At 71.0% G+C, this 20,992-nt stretch carries 20 protein-coding genes; 12 read left to right on the top strand and 8 right to left on the bottom strand.

What is annotated here, in order from left to right; genetic code table 11:
• Nucleotides 1–51: 51 nt before the first annotated feature.
• The gene (gene def, locus QF037_RS39700) at nucleotides 52–597 is read right to left on the bottom strand and encodes a peptide deformylase (RefSeq protein ID WP_307033777.1); all 546 of its coding nucleotides are present in this window, start codon (nucleotides 595–597) and stop codon (nucleotides 52–54) included.
• A 103-nt stretch (nucleotides 598–700) separates the two neighbouring features.
• Between def and QF037_RS39695 the strand changes: the two genes are divergently transcribed.
• From QF037_RS39695 to QF037_RS39665, 7 genes are all read left to right on the top strand, one after another.
• Nucleotides 701–1,939, top strand: a complete 1,239-nt coding sequence (locus QF037_RS39695) for a MurT ligase domain-containing protein (protein WP_046257292.1) — start codon at nucleotides 701–703, stop codon at nucleotides 1,937–1,939.
• Nucleotides 1,940–1,955: 16 nt separating this feature from the next.
• Nucleotides 1,956–2,684, top strand: coding sequence for a type 1 glutamine amidotransferase (locus QF037_RS39690; RefSeq protein ID WP_307033775.1), 729 nt, complete (start codon nucleotides 1,956–1,958; stop codon nucleotides 2,682–2,684).
• A 191-nt stretch (nucleotides 2,685–2,875) separates the two neighbouring features.
• Entirely contained in the window at nucleotides 2,876–3,901 is a 1,026-nt protein-coding gene (locus tag QF037_RS39685; protein ID WP_266832467.1) for a 6-phosphofructokinase, read from the top strand.
• A gap of 175 nt (nucleotides 3,902–4,076) precedes the next feature.
• Nucleotides 4,077–5,027 (top strand): cytochrome c oxidase assembly protein, encoded by a 951-nt coding sequence (locus QF037_RS39680; RefSeq protein WP_307033773.1) that lies wholly within the window; start codon nucleotides 4,077–4,079, stop codon nucleotides 5,025–5,027.
• Between the two features lie 101 nt (nucleotides 5,028–5,128).
• Nucleotides 5,129–6,466 (top strand): PASTA domain-containing protein, encoded by a 1,338-nt coding sequence (locus tag QF037_RS39675; RefSeq protein ID WP_307033771.1) that lies wholly within the window; start codon nucleotides 5,129–5,131, stop codon nucleotides 6,464–6,466.
• A gap of 116 nt (nucleotides 6,467–6,582) precedes the next feature.
• On the top strand, nucleotides 6,583–8,430 hold the full coding sequence (locus QF037_RS39670; protein WP_307033769.1) for a serine/threonine-protein kinase: 1,848 nt from the start codon (nucleotides 6,583–6,585) through the stop codon (nucleotides 8,428–8,430).
• Between the two features lie 13 nt (nucleotides 8,431–8,443).
• Complete coding sequence (locus QF037_RS39665) at nucleotides 8,444–8,620, top strand: hypothetical protein (RefSeq protein WP_046262943.1); 177 nt, start codon at nucleotides 8,444–8,446, stop codon at nucleotides 8,618–8,620.
• A gap of 23 nt (nucleotides 8,621–8,643) precedes the next feature.
• Here QF037_RS39665 and QF037_RS39660 read toward each other — a convergent pair whose 3' ends face one another.
• The 4 genes from QF037_RS39660 to QF037_RS39645 are packed head-to-tail and all read right to left on the bottom strand — an operon-like array spanning nucleotide 8,644 to nucleotide 12,725.
• Entirely contained in the window at nucleotides 8,644–9,849 is a 1,206-nt protein-coding gene (locus QF037_RS39660; protein WP_307033767.1) for a sensor histidine kinase, read from the bottom strand.
• Nucleotides 9,850–9,883: 34 nt separating this feature from the next.
• Entirely contained in the window at nucleotides 9,884–11,596 is a 1,713-nt protein-coding gene (locus QF037_RS39655) for a sodium/solute symporter (protein ID WP_307033765.1), read from the bottom strand.
• Nucleotides 11,593–11,964 (bottom strand): hypothetical protein, encoded by a 372-nt coding sequence (locus QF037_RS39650; protein WP_046262946.1) that lies wholly within the window; start codon nucleotides 11,962–11,964, stop codon nucleotides 11,593–11,595. Before QF037_RS39650 ends, QF037_RS39655 begins: the two co-directional genes overlap by 4 nt.
• Nucleotides 11,961–12,725, bottom strand: coding sequence for a LytR/AlgR family response regulator transcription factor (locus QF037_RS39645; RefSeq protein ID WP_307033762.1), 765 nt, complete (start codon nucleotides 12,723–12,725; stop codon nucleotides 11,961–11,963). The genes QF037_RS39650 and QF037_RS39645 overlap by 4 nt, the downstream gene beginning before the upstream one ends.
• A gap of 78 nt (nucleotides 12,726–12,803) precedes the next feature.
• Here QF037_RS39645 and QF037_RS39640 point away from each other — a divergent pair, with 78 nt between their 5' ends.
• The 5 genes from QF037_RS39640 (at nucleotide 12,804) to QF037_RS39620 (ending at nucleotide 17,635) form a co-directional block, all read left to right on the top strand.
• Entirely contained in the window at nucleotides 12,804–13,319 is a 516-nt protein-coding gene (locus tag QF037_RS39640; protein WP_307033760.1) for an Lrp/AsnC family transcriptional regulator, read from the top strand.
• Nucleotides 13,320–13,443: 124 nt separating this feature from the next.
• Nucleotides 13,444–14,268 carry a dimethylargininase gene (gene ddaH / locus QF037_RS39635; protein WP_307033758.1) on the top strand — a complete coding sequence of 275 codons (825 nt, stop codon included), beginning with the start codon at nucleotides 13,444–13,446 and terminating at the stop codon, nucleotides 14,266–14,268.
• Nucleotides 14,265–15,488 carry an ornithine--oxo-acid transaminase gene (gene rocD, locus QF037_RS39630; protein WP_307033756.1) on the top strand — a complete coding sequence of 408 codons (1,224 nt, stop codon included), beginning with the start codon at nucleotides 14,265–14,267 and terminating at the stop codon, nucleotides 15,486–15,488. The genes ddaH and rocD overlap by 4 nt, the downstream gene beginning before the upstream one ends.
• Before the next feature lie 333 nt (nucleotides 15,489–15,821).
• A complete protein-coding gene (locus QF037_RS39625; RefSeq protein WP_307033754.1) occupies nucleotides 15,822–16,547 on the top strand; it encodes a lysophospholipid acyltransferase family protein in 726 nt (241 codons plus the stop codon).
• Nucleotides 16,548–16,621: 74 nt separating this feature from the next.
• Entirely contained in the window at nucleotides 16,622–17,635 is a 1,014-nt protein-coding gene (locus QF037_RS39620; RefSeq protein WP_373463983.1) for an NAD-dependent epimerase/dehydratase family protein, read from the top strand.
• Between the two features lie 36 nt (nucleotides 17,636–17,671).
• On the opposite strand, the gene QF037_RS39615 is transcribed toward QF037_RS39620, so the two are convergent.
• The 3 genes from QF037_RS39615 to ureG form a co-directional block, all read right to left on the bottom strand.
• Nucleotides 17,672–19,273, bottom strand: coding sequence for an alpha/beta hydrolase (locus QF037_RS39615; RefSeq protein WP_307033750.1), 1,602 nt, complete (start codon nucleotides 19,271–19,273; stop codon nucleotides 17,672–17,674).
• A gap of 113 nt (nucleotides 19,274–19,386) precedes the next feature.
• Nucleotides 19,387–20,142, bottom strand: coding sequence for an urease accessory protein UreD (locus QF037_RS39610; protein WP_307037595.1), 756 nt, complete (start codon nucleotides 20,140–20,142; stop codon nucleotides 19,387–19,389).
• Entirely contained in the window at nucleotides 20,139–20,816 is a 678-nt protein-coding gene (ureG, locus tag QF037_RS39605; RefSeq protein WP_266832493.1) for an urease accessory protein UreG, read from the bottom strand. The genes QF037_RS39610 and ureG overlap by 4 nt, the downstream gene beginning before the upstream one ends.
• Nucleotides 20,817–20,992 lie beyond the last annotated feature (176 nt).

Raw genomic sequence — 20,992 nt, 5'->3', positions numbered from 1 at the left:
ACCACCGGCCGGTGGGGGCTGGTCGCGCAGTTCCCCGCGCCCCTGAGTGGGTCAGGTGACCCGGCGCCATGAGGCTCGCGCCACTTGGCGCATCAGCCTGCGGTGGCGCCGGCCCTTCACGCGGTCCGCGTAGAGCCTGCCGTCCAAGTGGTCGCACTCGTGCTGCAAGCACCTCGCGAAGAAGCCTGTGCCGTGGACGCGCACCGGGTCCCCGGTCATCGTGAAGCCCTCGACCACCGCGTGGTCGTACCGTTCCGTTCCCGCTTCCAGGTCCGGTAGCGACAGGCAGCCCTCCGGGCCGCGCAGCACCACACCGTCCGCCTCCACCAGCCGTGGGTTCACCACATGGCCCAGGTGTCGTACGTCATCGTCGTCCGGGCAGTCGAAGACGAAGACCCGCAGGGACTCGCCCACCTGGTTCGCGGCCAGGCCGACGCCCTGGGCGGCGTACATCGTGGCGAACAGATCCTCGACCAGGGACGCCAGTTCGGGACCGAAGTCGGTGACGTCCTCGCAGGGGGAGTGCAGTACCGGATCGCCGAAGAGAGTCATCGGCCGCACGCGTCCGCGGGTGCCCGGAATCAAACCGTGTCGCATGCCGGCAAGGGTACGGATTCGGGAGTGCGAATGGATCTCGATAGGCTGACCACCACCACGTTGCCGTCAGGCGCGGCGCGTACGCAAGGAGGATCGAGAACTGATGGCAGGCAACTCGGACCCGCTCACGCCGCGGGCCAAGATCGCCGTGACCGCCGGTAAGGCGGTCGCAGCGGCATCGCGCGCCGCGGGGCGCGGCAGCGGTTCGGTGATCGGCGGCCGGGTGGCACTCAAACTCGACCCCGACCTTCTCGCCCGGCTCGCCCAGAACCTGGACGTCGTCCTGGTGTCGGCGACCAACGGCAAGACCACGACGACCCGGCTCATCGCGGAGGCCCTGCGCGCCGCCGGGCCCGTCGTCTCCAACGCGCTCGGCGCCAACATGCCGGCCGGCATCACCTCGGCCCTCGCGGGCAGCTCGGAGGCGCGCTACGGCGTCATCGAGGTCGACGAGAAGTACCTCGCCGGTGTCGCCCGCGACACCGACCCGAAGTGCATCGCCCTGCTCAACCTCTCCCGCGACCAGCTGGACCGGGCCGCCGAGACCCGCATGCTCGCCGAGAACTGGCGCGAGGGGCTGGCCGGCAGCAAGGCCGTCATCATCGCCAACGCCGACGACCCGCTCGTGGTGTGGGCGGCCTCCTCCTCCCCCAATGTGATCTGGGTCGCCGCGGGACAGATGTGGAAGGACGACGCCTGGTCCTGCCCGTCCTGCGGTGGTGTGATGCAGCGGCCCGGCGACGACTGGTTCTGCGGTGAGTGCGGCTTCCGCCGGCCCACGCCGAGCTGGGCGCTGTCCGGGGACCATGTGCTCGACCCGCACGGCTCCGCGTGGCCCATCCATCTCCAGCTGCCCGGCCGCGCCAACAAGGCCAACGCCGCCTCCTCCGCCGCCGTCGCCGCCGTCTTCGGGGTGCCGCCGCAGGTCGCCCTGGAACGCATGTACCAGGTGCAGGCCGTGGCCGGACGCTACGACGTCGTGCAGTTCCAGGAGCGGGACCTGCGACTGCTGCTCGCGAAGAACCCCGCGGGCTGGCTCGAAACGTTCAGCCTGATCGATCCGCCGCCCACCCCGGTGATCCTCTCCGTGAACGCGCGCGGCGCCGACGGCACCGACACCTCCTGGCTGTGGGACGTCGACTACACGCGGCTGACCGGGCACCCGATCTGCGTCGTCGGCGACCGGAAGCTGGACCTCGCGGTGCGCCTGGAGGTCGCCAACCAGCACTTCCAGGTCTGCGAGAACCTCGACCAGGCCGTCCAGATGTGCCCGCCGGGCCGCATCGAGGTCATCGCGAACTACACCGCCTTCCAGGACCTGCGCCGCCGCGTCGGCAACTGACACTCAGGGGACTTTTGTGAGCGACAACCAGCTGCGGATCGTCTGGATCTATCCCGACCTGCTCAGCACGTACGGCGACCAGGGCAACGTCCTGGTCGTGGAGCGCCGGGCGCGGCAGCGCCGTCTCGACGTGGCCCGTCTCGACGTACGCAGCGACCAGCCGATCCCGACCTCCGGGGACATCTATCTCATCGGCGGCGGCGAGGACCGTCCGCAGCGGCTCGCGGCCGAGCGGCTGCGCCGGGACGGCGGACTGCACCGGGCCGTGGAGAACGGCGCGATCGTCTTCTCGGTGTGCGCCGGCTACCAGATCCTCGGCCACGAGTTCATCAACGACCTCGGCCAGCGGGAGCCCGGCCTCGGGCTGCTGGACGTGGTCTCGGTGCGCGGCGAGGGCGCGCGGTGCGTCGGTGACGTGCTCGGGGACATCGACCCGCGACTCGGTCTGCCCCCGCTGACCGGCTTCGAGAACCACCAGGGCATCACCCACCTCGGACCGACGGCCCGCCCGCTCGCCCGCGTCAAGTTCGGCAACGGCAACGGCACGGGCGACGGCACGGAGGGCGCGTACAACGACACCGTCTTCGGTACGTACATGCACGGCCCGGTGCTGGCGCGCAACCCGCTCATCGCCGACCTGCTGCTGAAGCTGGCGCTCGACGTGAACGCGCTGCCGCCCACCGACGACCGGTGGTACGAGGCGCTGCGCACCGAGCGCATCGCCGCTGCCCAGCAGCCTGCCTGAGCTGCGAGTTCACCTGCGCTCCAGGCGGCTTTTACCAGCCCGTCTGACGATGGCTCCGCACACCTGAGCGGGGTCGTCCAGCAGGCGGACGCACGGTACGGCCCCGCCCCCTCCTGCCGCTAGGGTGGCGGGGATCGAGCCGGACAGCGTGGTCCGGTCCCCGGCCCACGTTGAGAAGGTTGTTTCGGGCTATGCGCATTGGTGTCCTCACGTCCGGCGGCGACTGCCCCGGCCTGAACGCCGTCATCCGGTCCGTCGTGCACCGTGCCGTCGTCGACCACGGCGACGAGGTCATCGGCTTCCGGGACGGCTGGAAGGGCCTCCTGGAGTGCGACTACCTCAAGCTCGACCTCGACGCGGTGGGCGGCATCCTGGCCCGCGGCGGCACCATCCTCGGCTCCTCCCGGGTCCAGCCCTCGCATCTGCGTGACGGGGTCGAGCGGGCCAAGGGGCATGTCCAGGACCTCGGTCTCGACGCGATCATCCCGATCGGCGGCGAGGGCACGCTGAAGGCGGCCCGGCTGATGTCGGACGCCGGTCTGCCCATCGTCGGCGTGCCCAAGACCATCGACAACGACATCGCGGTCACGGACGTCACCTTCGGCTTCGACACGGCCGTGGGGGTGGCAACGGAGGCCCTGGACCGGCTCAAGACCACCGCCGAGTCGCACCAGCGGGTGCTCGTCGTCGAGGTCATGGGGCGGCACACCGGCTGGATCGCGCTGCACTCGGGCATGGCGGCCGGCGCGCACGCCATCGTCGTACCGGAACGGCCCTTCGACATCGAGGAGTTGGCCAAGCGGGTCGGCGAACGGTTCGAGGCGGGCAAGCGGTTCGCCATCGTCGTCGCCGCGGAGGGGGCCAAGCCGGCCGCCGGGTCCATGGAGTTTGACGAGGGCGCGAAGGACATCTACGGGCACGAGCGGTTCGCCGGGATCGCCCGCCAGCTCTCCATCGAGCTGGAGCAGCGGCTGGGGAAGGAAGCGCGGCCGGTCATCCTGGGGCATGTGCAGCGGGGTGGTACGCCGACCGCGTACGACCGGGTGCTCGCGACCCGTTTCGGGTGGCATGCGGTTGAGGCCGTGCACCGTGGGGAGTTCGGTCACATGACCGCTCTCCAGGGGACGGACATCGTGATGGTGCCGCTGGCCGAGGCCGTGGAGACACTGAAGACGGTTCCCGCGGAGCGGTACGAAGAGGCTGAGTGCGTGCTCTGAGTCTCGCCGTCGGGGCGCTTGAGCGTCGCAGGCCGCGGGTTCGTCGTGGCGGGTCGCGCAGTTCCCCGCGCCCCTAGGTGGGTCAACCTGCCCCCGGTCCAAGATGTGGCCGGGGGCAGTTCTAGTGTGGGTGCGGACAGACTTGCACAACCCCCACGAATCAGGAGCCGGCGGTATGGATCACAGCGGGCACGGCATGACCATGGATCTGCCGCCGTTCACGCTGGGGCGGGGTCTTCAGTGGTCGGCCGACCCGTTCTTTCTCGTCGCCTGCCTCGTGGGGCTGGCTCTGTACGTGTGGGGGGTCGTGCGGCTCAGGCGGCGGGGGGACGCCTGGTCGGTGTGGCGGACCGTGTCGTACATCGCCGGTGTGCTGTCCATCGGGCTGGTGATGTGCACCAGGCTGAACGACTACGGGATGGTCATGTTCAGCGTGCACATGGTGCAGCACATGATCATCAGCATGCTGTCGCCGATCCTCATCCTGCTCGGCGCCCCGATGACCCTGGCGCTGCGCGCGCTGCCGGTCGCGGGCAGGGGGCGCAAGGGGCCGCGTGAGCTGCTCCTCGCCCTGCTGCACAGCCGGTACATGCGGATCATCACGCATCCGGCGTTCACCATCCCGCTGTTCATCGCGAGCCTGTACGCGCTGTACTTCACGCCGATCTTCGACTTCCTGATGGGCTCGAAGACGGGGCACGTCGCGATGATGGTGCACTTCCTCGCCGTGGGCGTGGTGTTCTTCTGGCCGATCATCGGTGTCGATCCCGGTCCCACCCGGCCCGGCTATCTGATGCGGATGCTGGAGCTGTTCGCGGGCATGCCGTTCCACGCGTTCTTCGGGATCGCGCTGATGATGGCGTCCGCCCCGATGGTCAAGACGTTCGAGAACCCGCCCGCCTCACTCGGTATCGACGCGCTCTCCGACCAGAACGCCGCGGGCGGTATCGCCTGGGCGTTCAGCGAGATCCCGTCCGTGCTGGTGCTGATCGCGCTGCTGTTCCAGTGGTACGGCTCCGAGCAGCGGCAGGCCAAGCGCAAGGACCGGGCCGCCGACCGGGACGGGGACAAGGAACTCGAGGCGTACAACGCCTATTTGGCCTCACTCGACGCACGCAGTCGCTGACACCTCTTTCCCCTCAGCCCGCTCTTTTTCCTCAATCCGTCGGGAATGGTTTTCCGTTCGTTAGCATGAAACGCGTTGGGGAACCGCCGGGGGGAGCGGTAATGACAATTCGCGTTTTTCTGCAAAGGGCCGGGAAATCTTCGATCCGCCGGATCGCGGTGCTGCTGGTCTGTGTACTGGCGCTCAGCGGCTGCGACCGCGGGACGCCTTTGACGCTGGTGAAGGCGGTCGCCGCGAGCGTGCCCGCGCTCGATCCCTTCTTCGACGAGAACAGCGGGCTGGGGAAGGACGCGCAGGTCGCGTCGCGGTCCGTGCGGGGCAGTCTGCAACAGGGCGACACCCCCGGTCTGTACGGGGGTTCGAAGCAGCCGACCGTCTGTGACGTCGACCAGCTCGAGCAATTCCTCACCGATCCCAGGAACGACCAGAAGGCACAGGCATGGGCACGTGCCCTCAAAATCTCCACGGATCGGATACCGGATTATCTCGAGCGGCTCACGCCCGTCCTGTTGCGTCACGACACTCTCGTGAAGAACCACGACTACAAAAAGGGAAAGGCTGTTCCCTACGATTCCCTGCTCCAGGCCGGAATCGCGATTCTGATCGATGTGCAGGGCAGGCCCGCCGTGAAGTGCTCGTGCGGAAATCCGCTGCGGCCCTTCGCGGGTGACACGAACCGTATCTCGGTCAAGTTCGAGGACGGGAACCAGGAGTGGAAGGGGTACGACCGTTCCTCCGTCGTCGCGGTGCGGCCCGCGCCCCGGCCCCTGGAGAAGATCGTCCTCGTCGACGTCGAGGACACCGACCGCGGTATCAGCCGGCCGGTCGGCACCTCGGGAGCGAAGGACGCCATGTTCGACACCCGGGAGAAGCGCGCGGTGCCGAACCTCGCCGGGGAGACGTTCGGACAGGCCCGGCGCTCGCTGACCGACAAGGGGCTCGCGGCCGGCTATGACAGCGAGGGGCTGCCGCCGGACGACGCCCGGGTCACGGCGACCGATCCGCCGGCCGGGACCGAGCTGGGGTTCGGGCAGTACGTGATGCTGAGCGTGGCCGGGGACTCCGGCCCCTCGGACGGGTCCACGACCACTCCCCCGCCCACGACCACCGCACCCCCGCAGTCGCCGCCCTCCGAGCCGTCGACACCGGGTCCCGGTGCGGGCTCGGGGTCCGGCAGCGGCTCGCCCCCGCCCCCGTCCGGCCCGGCCGGCTCCGCGCCCCCGCCGTCGAGCGGCAGCCCGTCGCCGCCCCCGTCGAGCAGCTCACCGGCGACGAGCTCACCCCCGGTCGTCACCACAGCACCCCCGCAGACGACCAGCGCACCACCACCGCCTCCGGCCACCACCAGCGTCCCGGCCACCAGCACCGCGCCGGTCACGAGCGAGCCGCCCACCAGTGAGCCCGCCGCCGAGGAGCCCACGGAAAGCGCCACCGTCTGAGCGGGGCCGACGGAGTCCGCGCGGGCAACCGCGCGGCCGGCCACGACGGACCCGCAGACGAAGCACCGCACGTCCAGCGGAGCGCTTGGCGCCCCGCAGATCCCGGGAGTCGCCGGATGCCTTCAGGACCATCGACGTCGGGAGTGGGCCGGATCATCGCCGGCCGCTATCTGCTGCTGAACCAGCTCGGCAGCGGCGGCATGGGCCATGTCTGGCTCGCCCACGACCAGAGACTCGCCTGCGAGGTCGCGCTCAAGGAGATCGTCTTCCGGGACGAGGCGGAAGCCGGCCACGACCGGGAGGCCCGGGTGGCGCGGGCCCGCGCGGAGGCCCGGTACGCGGCGGGGCTGCGCGGCCATCCGCACGTGGTCACCGTGCACGACGTACTGGAGCACGAGGGGCTGCCGTGGATCGTCATGGAGTACGTGGCGGGCGCGGTGGACCTGCGCGACCTGGTCGCCCGGCGTGGCCCGCTGCAGCCCGCGGAGTGCGCCCGGGTCGGCCTGGCTGTGCTGGACGCGCTGACCGCCGGGCACCAGCGGGGCGTCATGCACCGGGACGTGAAACCGGCGAACATCCTGCTCGCACCGGACCGCTCCGGGTCGCCGTACGGCCGTGTCCTGCTCACCGACTACGGCATCTCCGTGCAGCCGGACGCCGGCGAGACGCGGTACACGCTGACGTCCGTACTCGTGGGCACGGCGGGCTATCTGGCGCCGGAGCGGGCCACGGGCGGGTCGCCCACCCCGGCGGCGGACCTGTTCTCGCTGGGCTGCACGCTGTACCACGCCGTGGAGGGCCGCGGTCCGTTCGACCGAGAGTCGCACTTCGCGGAGATCACCGCGGTGGTCATGGACGAGCCGCGGCCACCGCGGCGGGCCGGCGCCCTGGGCCCCGTACTCGAGGCGATGCTGGTCAAGGACCCGGGGCGGCGGATCACCGCGACCCAGGCGGAGACGGCGCTGTCACAGCTCGTCGTGTCGCAGGCGGAGGCCCGTGCCCGGACCCGGACCGACCTCGGATCGCAGCCTCCCTGGGCCCAACCGATGCCGCCTCCGCCCGCACCGGTGCCACCGCCGCCGGCCGCCCCGGAGGGCTTCGGACCCCTGGTCACCTCGGGCGGCAGCAGGCGGCGTACCCGCCCCCGGGCCCTGCACTCCGCCCTCGCCGGTCTGCTGGGGCTGGCCATCGCCGGGGGCGGGGTCTGGTACGCCGTGGCCCAGCAGCCGCCCGCCGACGGGAAGGAGGGCGGGACCGCACAGCCGTACGGCACCCGGATCGGGCTCTCCCGGCCTCTCAAGGACGGCGACTGCGTGCTCGCCGACTGGGGGGACACCGGCGCCTTCAAGGGCACTCCGCGGCTGCGCCTGGAGCCCGGCTGCGGCAGCGCGGCCGACGGACAGGTGCTGGCCTTCGTCGGGGCCGCGTCCGCCGCCGAAGCCCGGGAGCGGGGCCCGGCGGCGTGCGAGGAGCGGACCGAGGAGCTCCGCGGGAGGCTGGCGGATGTCCGCAGCTTCGCCGTCGTGCCGAGCGAGGCGGGTTTCGTGGCCGCCGGGAAGCGGACCGCCTGTCTGGTGCTGGGCGTGCACGGGCCGGTGTACGGGCCGCTCGGCGATCACCGCGAGCCCGGCTCCGCGTTCTCCGACGTGTCGAACATGCAGAAACGGGACTGTCTGGACGTGCGGTCGAATCGGTCCGCCCGGCTGATGTCCTGTGCGGGGGCGCATGACGAGGAAGTGCTCGGGTTCACCCGGTTGGGTGCCGACGTCACGCTCGATGAGGCGCGCACCGAGTCGGACGTGGCGTGCGGGCGGGAGGTGCCGCCACGGGACTACGGCTTCGACCCGTCGGTGTTCACCGCGGGCTCCTGGACGAGCGAAGGCCCCTGGAAGGCGGGCACACATTTCGTCGTCTGCACCGTCAGGAAGCAGAACGGGGGCACCATGGAGGGAGACCAATCCTGAGGAGGGTGTTGCGATGCCCGGTACCGGTTCCACGGATGGCTCGACCAGAACGATGGGGGTGCTCACCGTCGGCGGTCTCGTCGTGGTGACGGCCTACACGGTGGCGCTCGGCAGCAACGGCTGGCTGTGGTTCGGCTGGGTCGTGCTGGGCCTGATCACCCTCGGGATGGTCGTCACGCGCAGTACCTGAGGCCCACGCACGGCGTCTGAGGCCTATTCACGGCTCAGGCGCCCGGCGGAGTGCACCCCCGGCTGGTACTTCGGCAGCCGGGCGGTGATCTTCATTCCCGCCCCTATGGCGGTCTCGATGACGAGGCCGTGGTCGTCGCCGTAGACCTGGCGGAGCCGGTCGTCGACGTTGGACAGTCCGATGCCTCCCGAGGGGCTGACCTCTCCGGCGAGGATGCGGCGCAGCACGGCGGGGTCCATTCCCGTGCCGTCGTCCTCGATGACGACGAGCGCCTCGGCTCCGGCGTCCTGTGCGGTGATGCTGATGTGGGCCTTGTCGGCCTTTCCTTCCAGGCCGTGCTTGACGGCGTTCTCGACGAGCGGTTGCAGGCAGAGGAAGGGCAGGGCGACCGGCAGCACCTCGGGGGCGATCTGGAGGGTGACGGAGAGGCGGTCGCCGAAGCGGGCCCGCACCAGCGCCAAGTAGTGGTCGATGGCGTGGAGTTCGTCGGCGAGGGTGGTGAAGTCGCCGTGCCTGCGGAACGAGTAGCGGGTGAAGTCGGCGAACTCCAGAAGCAGTTCGCGGGCGCGCTCGGGATCGGTGCGGACGAAACTCGCGATCACGGCGAGCGAGTTGAAGATGAAGTGCGGGGATATCTGGGCGCGCAGGGCCTTGATCTCGGCTTCGATGAGGCGGGTGCGGGACTGGTCGAGGTCGGCGAGTTCGAGCTGGACGGAGATCCAGCGGGCGACTTCCCCGGCGGCCCGGACGAGGACGGCGGACTCGTGGGGCCCGAAGGCGACGAGGGTTCCATGGATCCGGTCGTCGACGGTGAGCGGTGCCACGACGGCCCAGCGGACCGTGCAGTCGAGGTGGTCGCAGGTCAGCGGGAAGGCCTCGCCGCGGCCGGTCTCCAGGGGTCCGGCGAGCCGCTCCATGATCTGGGCGCGGTGGTGGCCGCCGATGCCGTCCCAGACCAGTACCGCCTTCTGGTCGGTCAGGCACAGGGCGTCCGTGCCGAGGAGCGTGCGCAGCCGGCGGGCCGACTTGCCGGCGGTCTCCTCGGTGAGGCCCGCCCTGAGCGGAGGCGCGGCGAGGGAGGCGGTGTGCAGGGTCTCGAAGGTGGCGTGCTCGACGGGGGTGCCGAGGCCGCGCAGACTCTCGGGGCGCGCGGTGCGGCGGCCCAGCCAGAAGCCGGCGGCGAGCAGGGGGAGGATCGCGACACAGAGGCCGGCGAGGAAGCCGCTCATACGGCCGCCCCGATCAGGCTCTTCGGGGATGTCCTCATGCCTTCACCTCCGCCCGCAGCTCCTCCGGCAGATGGAAACGCGCCAGGACAGCCGCCGTTCCGGCCGGGACCCGGCCCGGGGTGGCCAGGGACACCAGGACCATGGTGAGGAAGGCCAGGGGTACCGACCAGAGGGCGGGCCAGGCGAGCACGGCGTGCAGCGCTCCGGTGCCGGGCAGGCCGGCCATCGTCGCGGCCACGGCGACCAGGGCGGAGCCGCCGCCCACCAGCATCCCGGCGGCCGCGCCGGGCGGGGTCAGACGGCGCCACCAGATGCCGAGGACGAGCAGCGGGCAGAAGGAGGAGGCCGACACCGCGAAGGCGAGCCCGACCGCGTCGGCGACCGGCAGGCCGCCGACCAGGACGCTCGCCGCCAGCGGTACGGCCATGGCGAGGACCGTGCCGAGTCTGAAGTGCCGTACGCCGCGGGAGGGGAGGACGTCCTGGGCGAGCACGCCGGCCACCGCCATAGTCAGCCCCGAGGCGGTCGACAGGAACGCCGCGAAGGCTCCCCCGGCGACCAGTGCGCCGAGCAGGTCGCCGCCGAGGCCGCCGATCATCCGGTCGGGCAGCAGCAGGACGGCGGCGTCCGCGTTCGAGGTGAGGGTGAGTTCGGGGGCGTACAGGCGGCCGAGGGCGCCGTAGACCGGTGGCAGGAGGTAGAAGGCGCCGATCAGGCCGAGGACCGCGACGGTGGTGCGGCGGGCGGCAACGCCGTGCGGGCTGGTGTAGAAGCGGACCACCACGTGCGGCAGGCCCATGGTGCCGAGGAAGGTCGCGAGGATCAGTCCGTACGTGGCGTACAGCGGGCGTTCGCCGCGGGTCTCGGCCTGGGAGGGCGACAGGCCGGCTCCGTGGTTGCGGTCGGCCTCGGGGACGGGGGCACCCTGGGCGAAGGTCAGCCGGGTGCCGGCGTCGATGTGGTGGGTGCCGGCGGGGAGGCGGAGTTCGGTGTCCTCGTGGGTGCGGCCGTCGACGGTGCCGTCGACCGTGACGGTCAGCGGGCGGTCGAGTTCCAGGTCGAGGCTGTCGTCGACGCGGACGACCCGCTGTTCGCGGAAGGTGGCCGGTTCCTCGAAGGCGTGGGTGGGAGCGCCGTCGCCCTGCCAGGCGAGGACGAGGAAGAGGGCGGGGACGAGCAGCGCGGTGAGCTTGAGCCAGTACTGGAAGGCCTGCACGAAGGTGATGCTGCGCATGCCGCCCGCGGCGACGGTCGCGACCACGACGACGGCGACGATCACTCCGCCGAGCCCGTCGGGCGCCCCGGTCAGGACCGTCAGCGTGAGCCCCGCGCCCTGGAGTTGGGGCAGCAGATACAGCCAGCCGACGCCGACGACGAAGGCCCCGGCGAGTCGTCGTACCGCCTGGGAGGCGAGCCGGGCCTCGGCGAAGTCGGGCAGGGTGTAGGCACCGGAGCGGCGCAGCGGGGCGGCGACGAAGATCAGCAGGACGAGGTAGCCGGCGGTGTAGCCGACCGGGTACCAGAGCATGTCGGGGCCCTGGACCAGGACCAGGCCCGCGATGCCCAGGAAGGACGCGGCGGAGAGGTACTCACCGCTGATGGCGGCCGCGTTGAGCCGGGGGCCGACGGTGCGCGAGGCGACGTAGAAGTCGGACGTGGTGCGGGAGATGCGCAGGCCGAAGGCGCCGACGAGGACGGTGGCGACCACGACGAGGGCGACGGCCGGAACGGCGTAGCTGGAGTTCATCGGTCTTCTACGAGGCGTACGAAGTCGCGTTCGTTGCGCTCCGCCCGCCGCACGTACCAGCGGGCGAGGAGCACGAGCGGGACGTACAGGCCGAAGCCGAGGACCGCCCATTCCACGCGGCGGGCGTCCGGCATCGCGGCGAAGAGCAGCGGGAGCGGGCCGACGAGCAGGCCGAGGACGGCGAACACGGTGAGGGCGGCTCGCAGTTGGGTGCGCATGAGGGAGCGGACGTAGGTGTGGCCGAGGGTGGTCTGCTCGTCGATCTCGGTGCGGGGGCGGTTGTAGCCGGGGACGCGGCGGGTCTGCCGGGGCGGTCCGGTGACGACGACCCGGCGTTCGGCGGGGTTCTGGTTCTGGGGCACCGTCACGGCCTCCTCATCAGCAGGTCCCGCAGTTCGCGGGTGTGGCGGCGGCTGACCTGGAGTTCCTCGGAGCCGACCAGGACGCTGACGGTGCCGGCGTCGAGGCGCAGTTCGCCGACGTGGCGCAGGGCGACCAGGTGGCGGCGGTGGATACGGACGAATCCGCGGGAGCGCCAGCGCTCCTCCAGGGTGGACAGGGGGATGCGGACGAGATGGCTGCCCTTGGTCGTGTGCAGCCTGGCGTAGTCGCCCTGGGCCTCGACGTGGGTGATGTCCTCGACGCTGACGAAACGGGTCACGCCCCCCAGTTCCACGGGTATGTGGTCGGGGTCGGGCTCGCTGACGGGGATGCGCGGGGTGGTGCCGCGGATCTCGGCCGAGCGCAGTTCGACGACGCGACGGACCGCCTCCGCGAGGCGTTCCTTGCGGACGGGCTTGAGGACGTAGTCCACGGCCTTGAGGTCGAAGGCCTGCACGGCGAAGTCCTCGTGGGCGGTGACGAACACGACCAGCGGCGGCCGGGCGAACCCGGTGAGCAGCCGGGCCAGGTCGAGGCCGTCGAGGCCGGGCATGTTGATGTCGAGGAAGACGACGTCGATCGCCTCGGGGCCCAGGGGCCCGGACTCCAGGGCCCGGTTGATGCGGCGCAGCGCCTCGGTCGCGTCGCCCGCGCCCTCCGCGGTGCCGATCCGGGGGTCGGCGTTCAGGAGGTAGAGCAGTTCCTCCAGCGAGGGGCGTTCGTCGTCGACAGCCAGGGCGCGCAGCATGAACCCGGAGTGTAGGAGTAATTCGCACGTCTGCACACGTGCCGGGGTAGGGACGTTCCCGCTGGATACAGTGCCGACATGCACAGCGCGCCCGCACCGTTCGACGAGCTCGACCGGAAGATCATCACCGCTCTGATGGCGAACGCCAGGACGAGCTTCGCCGAGATCGGCACCGCCGTGGGGCTGTCCTCCACGGCGGTCAAGCGGCGCGTGGACCGGTTGCGCGAGACCGGCGTGATCACCGGGTTCACGGCCACGGTGCAGCCGTCGGCGCTGGGCTGGCGCACGGAGGCGTACGTGGAGGTGTACTGCGAGGGTGCGGCGCCGCCGCGGCGGCTCGCGGAGGTGGTGCGCAACCATCCGGAGATCACCGCGGCGATGACCGTGACGGGCGGTGCGGACGCGCTGCTGCATGTGCGGGCGCGGGACGTGGAGCACTTCGAGGAGGTGCTGGAACGGATCCGGATCGAGCCCTTCATCCGCAAGACGATCAGTGTGATGGTGCTGTCCCATCTGATCCCGGAGAGCCCGGAGGCGGGGGCGAGCCAGCCCGCACCGGCCGAAACCTCGCAGCGCGCACCAGACCTGCGTTGAACCGGAGAAAGACGCAGCATTCCTGCGCAGACACGCAATTCTTGTTGCTTGTCGGGCGTGACCGCCACTTCTTACCTTGGTGTCAACCCTCAGTAGACACCGTAGGAAGCGGAGGAACCCCTCTGTGTCCGACTCCCGTGTGCCGCGCCGACGGCGTTTCCTCGTCTGCGAACCCAGACACTTCGCCGTGCAGTACGCGATCAATCCCTGGATGCATCCCGACACCCACGTCGATGTGGACCTGGCCCAGGAGCAGTGGCAGGCGCTGATCGGCGCCTACCGCTCCCACGGCCACGCCATCGACGCCCTGGACCCCGTCCCCGGTCTCCCCGACATGGTCTTCGCCGCGAACTCGGCGGTCGTCGTCGGCGGCCGTGTCTTCGGCTCGCTGTTCCACGCGCCCCAGCGGCGCCCCGAGTCCACGCACTACGACCTGTGGTTCAAGACGGCGGGCTACGAGGTCCACCGTCCGGCGTCGGTCTGCGAGGGCGAGGGCGATCTCGTCTGGACGGGCCGGTACGTACTGGCCGGCACCGGCTTCCGGACGACCCGGGAGGCCCACCGCGAGGTGCAGGAGTTCTTCGGCCACCCGGTGATCAGCCTGACGCTGGTGGACCCGCATTTCTACCACCTGGACACCGCGCTGTTCGTCCTGGACGACTCCGAGGGCGAGAACAACATCGTGTACTACCCGGAGGCGTTCTCCCCGGGCAGCCGCGAGGTACTCGCACGGCTGTACCCCCACGCGGTGCTCGCGACCCGCAACGACGCCATGGCGTTCGGACTGAACTCGGTGTCCGACGGCCGCCATGTCTTCATCGCACCGCAGGCCGAGGCGCTGGCCGCGCGCCTCGACGACCACGGCTATGTCCCCGTCCCCGTCGACCTCTCCGAGTTCCACAAGGCCGGCGGCGGCATCAAGTGCTGCACCCAGGAGATCCGCTCATGACCGCTGCCGTACACACGCGCTCCTCCGCCGATCTGATCAGCGCCGAGGAACCGGTGCTGGCGCACAACTACCACCCCCTGCCCGTGGTCGTCGCCCGCGCCGAGGGCACCTGGGTGGAGGACGTCGAGGGCCGCCGCTACCTGGACATGCTGGCCGGTTACTCGGCCCTCAACTTCGGCCACCGCCACCCGGCGCTGATCGAGGCGGCCCACCGCCAGCTGGAGCGTCTGACCCTCACCTCACGGGCCTTCCACAACGACAAGCTGGCCGAGTTCGCCCAGCGCCTGGCCCGGTTGACGGGTCTCGACATGGTGCTGCCGATGAACACCGGCGCCGAAGCGGTCGAGAGCGGCATCAAGGTGGCCCGCAAGTGGGCGTACGACGTGAAGGGGGTTCCCGCTGACCGGGCGACGATCGTGGTCGCCGCGGAGAACTTCCACGGCCGTACGACGACGATCGTGTCGTTCTCCACCGACGAGACGGCCCGCGCCGGCTTCGGCCCCTTCACCCCCGGTTTCCGGATCGTGCCGTACAACGACCTGGCGGCCCTGGAGGCGGCCGTCGACGACACGACGGCGGCGGTGCTCCTGGAGCCGATCCAGGGCGAGGCGGGGGTCGTGATCCCGGACGAGGGCTACCTCACCGGCGTCCGCGAACTGACCCGCCGCAAGGGCTGTCTCTTCATCGCGGACGAGATCCAGTCCGGCCTCGGCCGCACGGGCCGCACGCTGGCCGTCGAGCACGAGCCGGTCGTCCCGGACATGCTGCTCCTCGGCAAGGCGCTCGGCGGCGGCATCGTCCCGGTGTCCGCCGTGGTGGCCCGCCGGGACGTGCTGGGCGTGCTGCGACCGGGTGAGCACGGCTCCACGTTCGGCGGCAACCCGCTCGCGGCCGCGGTCGGCACGGCCGTGGTCGAGCTCCTGGAGACGGGCGAATTCCAGCGCCGAGCCACCGAGTTGGGTGTGGTGCTGCGGGACGGCCTGTCGGAGCTGGTCGGCAAGGGCGTCCTCGGCTTCCGTGCCCGCGGGCTGTGGGCGGGCGTCGACATCGACCCGGTGTTCGGGACCGGGCGGGAGATCAGTGAACGGCTGATGCGGGAAGGCGTGTTGGTGAAGGACACCCACGGCTCGACGATCCGGCTGGCGCCGCCGCTGACGATCACGGGGGATGAGCTCTCCGGTGCGCTCGGGGCGTTGGAGAAGGTGCTGACCCGGGGCTGAGTACCCGGCGAGGGGCAGGCTCCCCGCGACCGTTCCCGGACGGTCACGGGGAGCCTGCCCCGTCCTTGTCCCCGGTCGAAGCACACGCCCCTCATCGCGCCGGGACGCAAGGCCTCCCTCTCCGCCACCCATGCTCGCGAATCCGTCATGCTGAGCGATCTCATTGCCGCCTACCCGCCAGTAGCACCAGGCTGATCCCGCGGTCGCCTCCCCCCGCCCGCGACCCAGTTCCGCGCGCCCCCGCATGCACATACACTGGCACCCCCACGACACGCCGGTTGACCTGCTGGAACGCGGCGGTTGAGCCGATTTGCCGGAGTGAGGAGCGTCCAGTTGTTCTACTACCTGCTCAAATACGTGTTGTTGGGCCCCCTGCTGAGACTGGTTTTCCGGCCCCGGATCGAGGGGCTCGAGCACGTGCCGGCGAGCGGGGCGGCGATCGTCGCCGGTAATCACCTGTCCTTCGCGGACCACTTCCTGATGCCGGCGATCCTCAAGCGCCGCATCACCTTCCTCGCGAAGAAGGAGTACTTCACGGGCCCGGGTGTGAAGGGCCGGCTCACCGCGTTCTTCTTCCGCAGCGCCGGGCAGATCCCCGTCGACCGCACCGGCAAGGAGGCCGGCCAGGCCGCCATCCGTGAGGGGCTCGGGGTGCTGGGCAAGGACGAGTTGCTCGGGATCTACCCGGAGGGCACGCGGTCACACGACGGCCGGCTCTACAAGGGCAAGGTCGGTGTGGCGGTGATGGCGCTGAAGGCCGGGGTGCCCGTCATCCCCTGCGCGATGATCGGCACCTTCGAGGCCCAGCCGCCCGGCAAGGTCATCCCCAACATCCACCCCGTGACCATCCGCTTCGGCGAACCCCTCGACTTCTCCCGCTACGAAGGCATGGAGAACGAGAAGGCGATCCTGCGCGCCATCACGGACGAGATCATCTACGCCATCCTCAACCTCTCCGGGCAGGAGTACGTCGACGAGTACGCGGCCGTCGCGAAGGCCGCGGAAGCCGCGGAGCGGTCCGAGAAGGAACGCCGGTTCCCGCGGATCCCCCTGCGCTGACCTCTGCTGTCGGCAGAAGGCCCTGGAACGCCCTGAGCCGGCCGCCGTACTGTCGCCGTATGACGCGACGTGCTGTGGTGATCGGGGCGACCGGGCAGATCGGCCGGGCGGCGGTGGGTGCGCTGGCCCGCGACGGGTGGGAGGTGACCGCCGTCTCCAGGGGCGGCGGGCGGGACGAGGACTGGCCCGCGGAGGTACGGGTCGCCCGCGCCGATCGCGAGGACGGTACGGCGCTCGCCGCCGCGGTGGGTGACGGGTGCGAGGTGCTGGTCGACATGGTGGCCTACGGGGCCGCGCACGCACGGCAGTTGACCGGCCTCGCCGATCGTGTCGGGTCCGCCGTCGTCATGTCCAGCGTGTCGGTGTACGAGGACGACAAGGGCCGCAACTTCGACACCCAGGACGAGCCGGACGGCTTCCCCGAGTACCCGGTGGGGATCACCGAGGACCAGCGGACCGTTCAGCCGGGAGAGCAGTCGTACAGCACCCGCAAGGCCGCGCTGGAGCGCGAACTGCTGGGCGCCGGGGAGCGGTTGCCCACCACACTGCTGCGGGCCGGTGCCATCCACGGGCCGCACTGCCGGACACCGCGCGAGCTCTGGTTCGTCAAGCGGAACCTGGACGGGAGGACCCGGCGTGTCCTCGCCTACGGCGGCAGGAGCCGATTCCACCCGGCGAGCGTCCACAACATCGCGGAACTGATCCGGCTGGCCGCCGCACGGCCGGGCACTCGCGTCCTGAACGCCGTCGACCCCGACGCGCCGACGGTGGCGGAGATCGCCCGGGCCATCGACGCCGTGATGGGGGTGGAACGGGAGGACGTGCTCGTGGACGGGCCACCTCCGGCTCTCGGGGTCGGGGACACCCCGTGGTCGGTGCCCGTGCCGATCGTCTGCGACATGGGCGCGGCCGAGCGGGAGTTGGGCTACCGGGCGGTGGTCCGCTACGCGGAGACGCTGCCCGCGACCGTCGACTGGATCGAGCGGAACCTGGCCGGACGGGACTGGCGGGAGGCGTACCCGAAGATGGCGAAGTCGTACGGCGACCTCTTCGACTACGCCGCGGAGGACGCCTGGTTCACGGCATGAAAGAGGGGCGGCCCGACCGGGGCCGCCCCTCTGGTGTTACGGCTTCGGCGTCGCGTGCGGTCCGCACGTGACGTCGGAGGCGTCCAGCTTGCCGCTGAGCAGATAGGAGTCCACCCGCTCGTTGATGCACGGGTTGACCAGGCTGGTCACACCGTGGGAGCCGGCGTTCTTCTCGGTGATCAGACGGGAGCCCTTGAACCGCTTGTGCAGTTCGACCGCACCGCCGTACGGGGTCGCCGCGTCACGCTCGGACTGGACGATCAGCACCCCGGGCAGTCCCTTGCCGGTCCTGACGTCCACCGGGGTCTGCTGCTTGACCGGCCAGGTCGCGCAGGGCAGGTTCATCCAGGCGTTGGCCCAGGTGAGGAACGGGTAGTCCTTGTGCAGCCGGGTGTTGTCGCGGTCCCACTTCTTCCAGCTGGTGGGCCACTTGGCGTCGGTGCACTCGACGGCCGTGTAGACGGCGTTGCCGTTCTCCGAGGTGGCGTTGCCCGCGGTGTCCGACAGGTCGGGGGCGGCCGCGTCGACGACCGCCTGGGTGTCGCCGGCGAAGTACTTGCTGAGCACGGTGGCCGTCGAGACCCACGCGGAGTCGTAGTACGGAGCGCTCTGGAAGAAGCCGATCAGCTCGGCGGGGCCGACGACGCCACCGATGGGGCTCTTCTTGGCCGTGGCACGCAACTCCAGCCACTTCGCCTGGACTTCGGCACGGGTGGTGCCGAGGTGGAAGGCGGCGTCGTTGGCGGCGACCCAGTCCTGCCAGTCCTTCCAGCGCATCTCGAAGGCGACGTCCTGGTCGAGGTTGGCCTCGTACCAGATCTTCTCCCGCGAGGGGCTGACGACGCTGTCGACGACCATACGGCGGACATGCCCCGGGAACAGCGTGCCGTAGACGGCGCCGAGGTAGGTGCCGTAGGAGACGCCGAGGTAGTTGAGCTTCTTCTCGCCGAGCGCGGCGCGGATGACGTCCAGGTCGCGCGCGGTGTTCGGCGTGGTCATGTGCGGCAGCATCTCGCCGCTGCGCTCGGCACAGCCCTCCGCGTACTCACGGGCGAGCTTGCGCTGGGCGCGCTTGTCGGCCTCGGAGCCGGGCACCGGGTCCGCCTTGGGCGCCTTCACGAACTCCTGCGGGTCGATACAGGAGATCGGCGCCGAATGGCCCACGCCTCGCGGGTCGAAGCCCACGAAGTCGTACGCCTTGGACGTGTTGACCCACACCGGGGCCTTGGTGGTGACCCGGCGCGGGAAGCGCAGGCCTGAGCCGCCGGGACCGCCCGGGTTGTAGATGAGCGCGCCCTGGCGCTCGGCCTTGGTCCCGGTGTTGCCGATCCGGTCGACGGCGAGCTTGATCTGCTTGCCGCCCGGCTTCGCGTAGTCCAGCGGCACGCTGACCCAGCCGCACTGGATCGGCTTCTCGAGCCCCCAGTCGGCGGGACAGTCCTGCCAGTCGATCCCGGCCTTCTCGGCGCGGGCGGCGGCGATGGCGGCGCCGCGGGCCTCACGGTCCTGGCCGTGCCGGCCGGCCGCACTCGCGCTGGCGGTGGGGGCCGTGACGGCACCCGCTATCAGGGTCGCCGTGACGAGCACTCCGGCCGAGCCGAACGCCGCGGCCCGCCTTGTCGATCTGTGGTGCCTCAACTGGAACTCCCCTATGTCGTTGATGACAAGGGGATCCTCGCGGCTGTGCGTTGCCTGAGAACAGGGGTGGCCGCCGCTTCTTTACCAATCCGATAAACGGAGAGGGCCGTTCGCTACCCGAGCGAGGCCAGTGCCTCGTCCAAGACCCTGCGCAGCTTCAGCGCGTCCGGCGCCACGGCGCTCACCAGAACGGCCGGTCCGGCGAGCGGCACGACCACGGCACCGTCCCCGAGGACGCGCGCGGCGACCGGCTCCGCGGCGAACTTTGGCTGTACGACGATCAGTTGCCCCACGGCCCGATGTCCCGCCAGCACGGCGGGACCGTCCCAGCCGGCCGGCGCCCCGGGCCCGCAGGCCAGCTCCTGGTCGAGGACGGTACGCCCGGCCACACACAGGGTGAGACGGCTGGTGAGCCGACCGGGTTGCTCCGCGGCACGCCCCAGCACCTGCTCCTCACGCAGGACGAGCCGCCCGGTCGCCGCCACGTCGGCCCACGTGGTGACGTACAGCTCGCTGCCCTGCGCGGAGATCAACTGCTCCGGCAGCCAGTGCAGTTCTCCCCGGTCGGCGACGGTGAGCCGTACGTCGTACCGGGACTCCCCCTTGGCCTGTCCCGGCAGTGCGATGGTGGCGGCGGCCGACCCGACCCGCAGCCGGGCCCCCTCGGCCACCTCGGCCTCGACGGTGAAGTGATCCCCGCCGAGCGGCCCGCTCATCGCACCGACGAGCATGACCCGCGCCTCGTCGGCACTCCCCCGGGTCCGCCGCAACGCCAGCGGTCCGTCGCCCTCCAGCACCGGCAGCGACGTACCGCCGCGTCCGTCGTCCCGCGCCCCGATCCGCGCGGTGGCCTTCACGCCCGCCGTCATGCGGTCCACGCGGCCAGCTGCGCACGCACCCACGCGGCGACGTCCGCCACCCCGGCCTCGCTCCTGAGCGACTGGAAGACGACCGGCAGTTCGGCCCGCTGCGCCTTGGCGTCGGCCGCCATCCGCGCGAGATCCGAGCCGACATAGGGGGCGAGGTCGGTCTTGTTGACGATGAGGAGATCGGCAGTGGTCACACCGGGGCCGCCCTTGCGCGGGATGTCGTCCCCGCCGGCCACGTCGATCACGAAGATCTGCGCGTCGACGAGCCCCTTGGAGAAGGTCGCGGTGAGGTTGTCCCCACCGCTCTCCACCAGCACGAGATCCAACGGCCCGATCTCGTCCTCCAGATCCTCCACCGCTTCCAGGTTCGCCGAGATGTCGTCCCGGATCGCGGTGTGCGGGCAGGCCCCCGTCTCCACGGCGGTGATCCGCTCGGGCGGCAGCACGGCCTCACGCAGCAGGAACTCCGCGTCCTCGCGGGTGTAGATGTCATTGGTGACGACCGCGAGGGACAACTCGTCACGCAGCGCACGGCACAGCGCGGCAACGGTGGCGGTCTTACCCGATCCGACGGGCCCGCCGAGCCCGATCCGCAGGGCACGGCGCGAACCGTCGGGCCGATGCGCGTCCGCGCTGAGGGCGGCGGGGCCGTCGTGGTGGTGGTCGAGGTGCATGTACGGCTCCTACACGTGGTGGTCGGGTGCGGGTCGGTGGAGGCTGACCTGAACGGCGTTTCACAGGTCAGCGGCGGGTCTGGGCACTTCAGCCCGTCCGGCGTTTGAGGACGAGGCCCCTTAAGGGCCGACGGGGGTCTGGGGGCGGAGCCCCCAGGGGCGGGGTCGAAGGGGCG

This window comes from Streptomyces canus (assembly GCF_030815415.1).
In the GTDB taxonomy this organism is placed as follows: domain Bacteria; phylum Actinomycetota; class Actinomycetes; order Streptomycetales; family Streptomycetaceae; genus Streptomyces; species Streptomyces canus_F.
This window is presented reverse-complemented; position numbering and strand designations above follow the sequence as displayed.

Bases quoted from the DNA above. Each gene is read 5' to 3' on its own strand.
- def (WP_307033777.1), bottom strand. From the start codon at position 597: ATGCGACACGGTTTGATTCCGGGCACCCGCGGACGCGTGCGGCCGATG.
- QF037_RS39695 (WP_046257292.1), top strand. From the start codon at position 701: ATGGCAGGCAACTCGGACCCGCTCACGCCGCGGGCCAAGATCGCCGTG.
- QF037_RS39685 (WP_266832467.1), top strand. From the start codon at position 2,876: ATGCGCATTGGTGTCCTCACGTCCGGCGGCGACTGCCCCGGCCTGAAC.
- QF037_RS39680 (WP_307033773.1), top strand. From the start codon at position 4,077: ATGGATCACAGCGGGCACGGCATGACCATGGATCTGCCGCCGTTCACG.
- QF037_RS39675 (WP_307033771.1), top strand. From the start codon at position 5,129: ATGACAATTCGCGTTTTTCTGCAAAGGGCCGGGAAATCTTCGATCCGC.
- QF037_RS39670 (WP_307033769.1), top strand. From the start codon at position 6,583: ATGCCTTCAGGACCATCGACGTCGGGAGTGGGCCGGATCATCGCCGGC.
- QF037_RS39665 (WP_046262943.1), top strand. From the start codon at position 8,444: ATGCCCGGTACCGGTTCCACGGATGGCTCGACCAGAACGATGGGGGTG.
- QF037_RS39660 (WP_307033767.1), bottom strand. From the start codon at position 9,849: ATGAGCGGCTTCCTCGCCGGCCTCTGTGTCGCGATCCTCCCCCTGCTC.
- QF037_RS39655 (WP_307033765.1), bottom strand. From the start codon at position 11,596: ATGAACTCCAGCTACGCCGTTCCGGCCGTCGCCCTCGTCGTGGTCGCC.
- QF037_RS39645 (WP_307033762.1), bottom strand. From the start codon at position 12,725: ATGCTGCGCGCCCTGGCTGTCGACGACGAACGCCCCTCGCTGGAGGAA.
- QF037_RS39640 (WP_307033760.1), top strand. From the start codon at position 12,804: ATGCACAGCGCGCCCGCACCGTTCGACGAGCTCGACCGGAAGATCATC.
- rocD (WP_307033756.1), top strand. From the start codon at position 14,265: ATGACCGCTGCCGTACACACGCGCTCCTCCGCCGATCTGATCAGCGCC.
- QF037_RS39610 (WP_307037595.1), bottom strand. From the start codon at position 20,142: ATGACGGCGGGCGTGAAGGCCACCGCGCGGATCGGGGCGCGGGACGAC.
- ureG (WP_266832493.1), bottom strand. From the start codon at position 20,816: ATGCACCTCGACCACCACCACGACGGCCCCGCCGCCCTCAGCGCGGAC.